This window comes from Asaia sp. SF2.1, assembly GCF_000505765.1.
In the GTDB taxonomy this organism is placed as follows: domain Bacteria; phylum Pseudomonadota; class Alphaproteobacteria; order Acetobacterales; family Acetobacteraceae; genus Asaia; species Asaia bogorensis.
Window position 1 is genome coordinate 169,775 of the sequence record NZ_AYXS01000034.1, and the last position, 6,805, is coordinate 176,579.

Here is a 6,805-nt window from a genome sequence, read left to right on the forward strand (position 1 = left end):
AACGGCCAATTACTGGACCGACTGGGTGGCGCGCGCCAAGTATCACGGGCGCTGGCATGATCACATCACGCGCTCGACCCTCGCTCTCAAGCTGCTGACCGCAGCCGAATACGGGTCAATGGTTGCGGCGGCGACCTTCGGCCTGCCTGAAGATCCGGGCGGGGTGCGTAACTGGGATTACCGTTATTGCTGGATCCGTGATTCGTCCTTCATGGTCTATGCCTTCATGAAAACGGGCCATACGGAGGAGGCCACCGCCTTCATCCGCTGGCTGCATGAGCGCCGACTGGACGCCCAGCCGGGTGAGGCGCGGTTGAAGGTCATGTATGCGATCGATGGCAAGGCCTTCGTGCCTGAAACCGACCTGACGCATTTCCGCGGATTCAGGGACTCGCGTCCCGTGCGTATCGGCAATGGGGCGGAGGATCAGCTGCAACTCGATATCATCGGTGAGATGATGGACGCCGTGTATCACGCCGATCGCCACTGCGAACGGATCAGCTGGAAGGCCTGGGAGTCAATCGCCGAGGGTATTGACTGGCTTTGCACTGCCTGGAACCAGCCCGATGAGAGTATATGGGAGGTCCGTGGCGGCAAGAAGCACTTCCTGTTCTCGCGTATCATGTGCTGGGTGGCCCTCGATCGTGCCATCAGGATGTCGGAAGAGCGTGGTTTGCCAGCCCGTATCGCTGTATGGGTGCGTGAGCGGAACGCCATTTACATGGATGTGCAGAATAATTTCTGGATCGATGATCTTCAGTATTACGCGCAGTACAAGGGCGGTACTGCAATCGATGCCTCCTGTCTGCTCATGCCGCTCATGGGTTTCATCGGTGATCATGATCCACGATGGATGGCAACGCTGAAGGCCGTGGGCGAGCAGTTGCTCGATGACAGCCACGTTTTTCGTTACCATGTGGCCGAAGGTGATAACGAGGATGGGCTGGAAGGCCGGGAGGGAACTTTTACGATGTGCTCGTTCTGGTACATCGAATGTCTCGCCCGTTCCGGAGACCTGCTGATGGCCCGGTTCCTGTTTGACAAGACCCTTTCATACGCCAACCACGTCGGGCTTTTTTCGGAGGAAATCGGGCCGGCTGGCGAGCATCTGGGCAATTTTCCTCAGGCTTTCACGCATCTGGCGCTCATCAGGGCAGGACAATATCTCGACCAGGCCCTGTCACGGCAGGCAGTGGGAAGTTAAGAATAAGTATCAACAAGTCATCGCGGCAGGACCGCGATGACGGGCAAGGAGTTGATAATCAATATCAATAAAAACTGGACTGTTTAAATACTAATAATCACGGGTTCGTGTGCTCCCCTTCAGGTGATAGGCAGGGACTTGATGTGATGCTAGGCAATGGCGCAGAAAAAAACCTCACGACCACTGGCTTTTTAGTTCCAGACCGGTGTTACACGCCGTGATGGCACACAGGCCTTTGGTCCCGTCGGGAATAGGTGGTTGCGCCAGTGTCTCAGTTTCTCGCAGATCATGCTTTAGCGATCTACGTGGCCTTTACGGTCATTTTCCTTTGCATCGTGGTGGCGCTGTCAGCTGCTCTCGGCCCTCGTCGTGTTGGTGCGGCGCGCGGTCGCTCCATGAGCCTTCCTTATGAATCGGGCATTCTCTCCACCGGCTCGGCGCGTATCCGCCTGCCGGTGCAGTATTACCTGCTCGCCGTCTTCTTCGTTATTTTCGACGTGGAAGGCGTGTTCATCTACTCATGGGCTCCCGTGGTGGTCGAGGCTGGTTGGGCTGCCTTCATCTCGGTTGTGACCTTTGTCGTCTTTCTGACGCTCGCCCTGGTCTATCTCTGGCGCAGTGGTGCCCTTGAATGGGGCCCCAAGCACCGCCGCATGCCGGTCAAGGTGCCGCCCAATTCCCCTGTTGAACTTGTCAAAATCCCCGAGCGCGAGGTCGTATAACGATGACTTGGACTCTTACCTCCGCCGTCGGCGAGCCCCGTCTGCAATCCCCTGAGGAACTCCTGGCGCACGAGGACGTGCGCCGTAATCTTGTTGTGGGCAAGCTTCAGGATTTCATTTCCTGGGGGCAGAAGAACTCGGTCTGGCCGTTCAATTTCGGCCTGTCCTGTTGCTACGTGGAAATGGCGACGGCTTTCACGAGCCGTTACGACATTGCGCGCTTCGGTTCCGAAGTGCTGCGCGCCACCCCGCGTGAAGCCGACCTGATCGTGATTGCGGGCACTGTGTTCCGCAAGATGGCCCCCATCGTGAAGTATCTGTACGACCAGATGCTTGAGCCGCGCTGGGTCATCTCTATGGGCTCCTGTGCCAATTCAGGCGGCATGTATGACATTTACAGCGTCGTGCAGGGTGTCGACAGCTTCCTTCCTGTCGATGTGTATGTGCCGGGCTGTCCGCCGCGCCCCGATGCCCTGCTTGAGGGGCTGATGCTGCTGCAGGACTCCATCGGCAAGCAGCGCCGTCCGCTCAGCTGGATGGTGGGCGATCAGGGTGTGACCAAGGTGACGCCTGCCAGCATGCGCGACCTCAAGCGTGAAGAGCGCATGGCGGTCACCAAGCTGCGTACGCCCGACACGATCTGAGGAGCCTGCAGCTATGAGCGAAGTTTTCGACAACAGCCGCGCAGCAGGCATGGGCACGGGCAGCATGGGGGCCTCGGTCGCCGCTTTCCCGCCGCACATGATCATGATGGAAGAAGCCACGCGTGATGGCGTGCCGACTTTCTGGGTCTCGCGTGGCCAGATCCGTGCCGTGCTTCAGGCGGTCAAGGCCGGTGGCGCGCTGCGCATGCTGCTCGACCTGACCTGTGTGGACGAGCGCCAGCGTATCCATCGTGACAATCTGCCGGCATCCGACTTCACGGTCATCTACCACATCCAGTCCTTCGACGGGCCGATCGATGAAGTGCGCTTCAAGGTCCCGCTTGCAGTCGATGATGCCAATATCGCGTCCATCACCGATATCTGGCCGAATTCGAACTGGCTCGAACGTGAGGCGTGGGATCTTTTCGGTGTCGTGTTCGAGGGGCATCCGCATCTCTCGCGCATCCTGACACCGCCGACCTGGGTCGGGCACCCCCTGCGCAAGGACCATTACGCCCGCGCGACCGAGCGTCCGCCCTACACGCTCTCGGAAGACCAGGTTTTCGACGAGCAGGAAGCGCTGAAGTTCGACCCCGAATCCTGGGGCATGAAGCGTCATTCCGACAATAGCGACTTCATGTTCCTCAACCTTGGCCCGAACCATCCTTCGGTGCATGGCGTGTTCCGCGTCGTGCTGCAGCTTGAGGGTGAGTTCATTGTCGATGCGGTACCCGATATCGGGTTCCATCATCGCGGTGCCGAGAAAATGGCCGAGCGCCAGACCTGGCACAGCTACATCCCCTATACCGACCGTATCGACTATGTCGGCGGGGTGATGAACAACTTCCCCTATGTGATGGGTGTCGAGAAGCTGGCAGGCATCACCGTACCGCCGCGCGCTCAGCTCATTCGCATCATGCTGGCCGAGTTCTTCCGTATCTCCAGCCATCTCGTGTTCTACGGAACCATGGTGCAGGATCTGGGTCAGCTCTCGCCGGTCTTCTACATCTTCACCGATCGCGAGCGCGTTTTCGAGATCATCGAAAAGATCTGCGGCTTCCGCATGCATCCGGCCTTCTTCCGCATCGGCGGCGTGGCGATGGATCTGCCGCAGGGCTGGGATGGCGAGGTTCGCGCCTTCCTCGATTATCTGCCCAAGCGTCTGGACGAGTACAACGAACTCGTCATGAAGAATCCAATCTTCAAGGCCCGTACGAAGGGCGTAGGCGTCTACACGACCGAAGAGGCCGTGGATTGGGGTGTGACAGGGCCGGGGCTGCGCGCCACGGGTCTGGAATGGGATTACCGTCGCAAGGCGCCCTATTCGGGCTATGACCAGATCGACTTCGATATCCCGACCGCCGTCAATGGCGATTGCTATGACCGCGCTGCGGTGCATATTGAAGAGATCCGCCAGAGCCTGCGCATCATCCGCTACTGCCTCGATAACATGCCGGGCGGGGCCTACAAGGCCGAGCACCCGCTGGCCATGCCGCCGCCGAAGCCGCGCACGATGCATGACATCGAAACGCTCATCCATCACTTCGTGGGCGTCAGCTGGGGGCCGGTCATTCCGCAGGGCGAAGTGCGCTCCTGCATCGAGGCGACCAAGGGCCTGAACCAGTATTACCTTGTGAGCGATGGCGGCACGATGTCCTACCGGACGCGTATCCGCACACCGTCGTTCATTCATCTGCAACAGCTTCCGATGCTGTCACGCGGCACCATGATTGCCGATCTGATTGCCATCATCGGAAGCATCGATTTTGTGATGGCCGATGTCGACCGCTGAACTTACGGCGCAGGACGCCGAACTCCCCAAGGATCTAGTCGATACCTTCATCGACATGGCGGCCCATGAGCATCACCCGCGCGGCGCCGCCATTGAGGCGCTGCGTCTGGTGCAGGAACGCTTCGGCTGGATCAATGACGCGCATCTTGCCCATACGGCACGGATCCTGGGCATGTCCCAGGCCGATCTGGACGGGATTGCCACCTATTTCAACCTGCTGTTCCGCAAGCCGGTCGGCAAGAACGTGGTCATGCTCTGTGACTCCGTGTCCTGCTACATCATGGGTGCGGAGCAGACACGCGAGCGCCTTTGCAAGAAGCTGGGCGTGAAAATGGGCGAGACGACGCCGGATGGTGAATTCACCGTTCTGCCCATCGTCTGCCTTGGTCACTGCGACCATGCGCCGGCCATGCTGGTCGGCAAGGACCTGTTCGGTCCTGTCCGTCCGGAAGATATCGACGGGATCATCGACGACATTCGGGCGAGGAAGAAGTGATGACTGGTCTCAACCCCGAAAAGCAGCCGCTATTGGCGCTCGTCAATCGCGAGACGCCGCTCGATCCGGCTGGCTATGACAAAAAGGGCGGCTGGCGCGGTCTGCGCCGCGCCCTTGGCATGAGCCCTGCGGAGATCATCACCGAGGTGACGGACTCCAAGCTGCGCGGACGCGGCGGCGCCGGGTTCAGCACCGGCATGAAATGGAGCTTCGTTCCCAAGGAATCCTCCAAGGACCGCCTAAAATACATCGTCGCCAATGGTGACGAGATGGAGCCGGGCACCTTCAAGGATCGTATCCTTGTCGAGGGCAACCCGCTCCAGCTTATCGAAGGCATGATCATATCGGCCTATGCCATCCAGGCACGGCACGGCATCATCTTCCTGCGCGGTGAATACCATCTGGGTCTGGAGCGCCTGCAGCAGGCGGTCATCCAGGCGCGTGAGGCCGGCTTCCTTGGCGAGAACATTCTCGGCTCTGGTTTCGATTTCGATCTTCACGTCCATCCCTCCGCCGGTCGCTATATCTGCGGTGAGGAAACGGCCCTGATCACGGCACTGGAAGGCCGCCGCGCCAACCCGCGCGCCAAGCCGCCTTTCCCGCAGATCGGTGGTCTGTGGGGCGCGCCGACGGTCGTGAACAACATCGAGACCTTCAGCAACATCCCGCATATTCTTGCCAATGGCACGGAATGGTATCTGGGGCTGAGCGCCTGCGTCGATGGTGGCACCAAGCTTTACGGTGTCAGCGGTCGCGCCAAGCGTCCGGGCGTGTTCGAGCTACCTCTGGGCACGTCGCTTGGCGTTATCCTGAACGAATGTGCCGGTGGCATGCAGGACGGCTACAAGCTGCGCGCCTTCCTGCCCGGTGGTGCCTCGACCGCGTTCCTCGGGGCCGAGCACGCTGACATCATCATGGACTATCCGACGCCGGAAAAGGCAGGCAGCCGCCTTGGTACGGGTCTGGCCATCCTGCTCGATGACAAGACCAGCCCGATCGGGATGATCCGCAATCTTGAGCATTTCTTTGCACAGGAATCTTGTGGCTGGTGCACGCCCTGTCGTGACGGCCTGCCCTGGGTCGAGCGTCTTCTGATTGCCATTGAGGAAGGGCGCGGCACGCCGGAGGATATCGATCGCCTCCATGACGCGGCCCGCCTGATCGGCCCGATGGGGCGCACCTTCTGCGCCCACGCGCCGGGTGCGATTGCGCCTCTGGCCAGCGGCCTGAAGATGTTTGCCGAGGATTTCCAGCGAATGGTTAGCAAGCCCACCTCCGGCACCGCAGAGAGCGGCGCCGCAGGACAGGCGGCGTAGGAGGAACGGCCCGATGGCAAAAATCGTAATCGACGGCCGCGAGGTTGAAGCACGTTCAGACGTGAACCTTCTGCAGGCCTGTCTCGAGGCAGGGGAAGACCTGCCCTATTTCTGCTGGCACCCGGAACTCGGGTCTGTCGGTGCATGCCGCCAGTGCGCCGTCAAGCAATATGCCAATGCCGACGACACACGCGGTCGTATCGTCATGGCCTGCATGACGCCAGTGACTGAAGGCGCGATCATCTCGGTTGAAGACCCCGAAGCCAAGGAATTCCGCGGCGAAGTGGTCGAGTGGCTGATGACGAACCACCCGCATGACTGCCCGGTCTGTGAAGAAGGTGGCGAATGTCACCTTCAGGACATGACCGTGATGACCGGTCATCGCGAGCGTCGCTATCGCTTCGACAAGCGCACCCACAACAATCAGGAACTCGGTCCTTTCGTGAAGCACGAAATGAACCGCTGCATCGCCTGCTATCGCTGTGTGCGCTTCTATCGCGATTATGCGGGCGGCCAGGATCTGGGCGTGTTTGCCTCGCATAACAACGTCTATTTCGGCCGTCATGAGAGCGGCACGTTGGAGAGCCCCTTCTCCGGTAACCTCATTGAGGTCTGCCCGACTGGCGTGTTC

General features: G+C 60.0%; 7 protein-coding genes. All 7 read left to right on the forward strand.

Annotated features, from left to right (window positions below; all coding sequences use genetic code 11):
• Positions 1-1,204: glycoside hydrolase family 15 protein (locus P792_RS31955; RefSeq protein WP_035440237.1), on the forward strand; the 1,204-nt coding region annotated here is incomplete at its 5' end.
• A gap of 266 nt (positions 1,205-1,470) precedes the next feature.
• Positions 1,471-1,926, forward strand: a complete 456-nt coding sequence (locus tag P792_RS31960) for an NADH-quinone oxidoreductase subunit A (protein WP_031241229.1) — start codon at positions 1,471-1,473, stop codon at positions 1,924-1,926.
• 2 nt (positions 1,927-1,928) lie between these two features.
• Positions 1,929-2,570 carry an NADH-quinone oxidoreductase subunit B gene (locus tag P792_RS31965; RefSeq protein ID WP_023979422.1) on the forward strand — a complete coding sequence of 214 codons (642 nt, stop codon included), beginning with the start codon at positions 1,929-1,931 and terminating at the stop codon, positions 2,568-2,570.
• 13 nt (positions 2,571-2,583) lie between these two features.
• Entirely contained in the window at positions 2,584-4,362 is a 1,779-nt protein-coding gene (nuoC, locus tag P792_RS31970) for an NADH-quinone oxidoreductase subunit C/D (RefSeq protein WP_023979423.1), read from the forward strand.
• Positions 4,349-4,858 carry an NADH-quinone oxidoreductase subunit NuoE gene (nuoE, locus tag P792_RS31975; protein WP_023979424.1) on the forward strand — a complete coding sequence of 170 codons (510 nt, stop codon included), beginning with the start codon at positions 4,349-4,351 and terminating at the stop codon, positions 4,856-4,858. The genes nuoC and nuoE overlap by 14 nt, the downstream gene beginning before the upstream one ends.
• Positions 4,858-6,174 carry an NADH-quinone oxidoreductase subunit NuoF gene (nuoF, locus tag P792_RS31980; protein WP_023979425.1) on the forward strand — a complete coding sequence of 439 codons (1,317 nt, stop codon included), beginning with the start codon at positions 4,858-4,860 and terminating at the stop codon, positions 6,172-6,174. Before nuoE ends, nuoF begins: the two co-directional genes overlap by 1 nt.
• A gap of 13 nt (positions 6,175-6,187) precedes the next feature.
• A partial coding sequence (locus tag P792_RS39065) for a 2Fe-2S iron-sulfur cluster-binding protein (RefSeq protein WP_023979426.1) occupies positions 6,188-6,805 on the forward strand: 618 nt, incomplete at its 3' end.

Coding starts and splice junctions, on each gene's coding strand:
- P792_RS31965 (WP_023979422.1), top strand. CDS start 1,929: ATGACTTGGACTCTTACCTCCGCCGTCGGCGAGCCCCGTCTGCAATCC.
- nuoC (WP_023979423.1), top strand. CDS start 2,584: ATGAGCGAAGTTTTCGACAACAGCCGCGCAGCAGGCATGGGCACGGGC.
- nuoE (WP_023979424.1), top strand. CDS start 4,349: ATGTCGACCGCTGAACTTACGGCGCAGGACGCCGAACTCCCCAAGGAT.
- nuoF (WP_023979425.1), top strand. CDS start 4,858: ATGACTGGTCTCAACCCCGAAAAGCAGCCGCTATTGGCGCTCGTCAAT.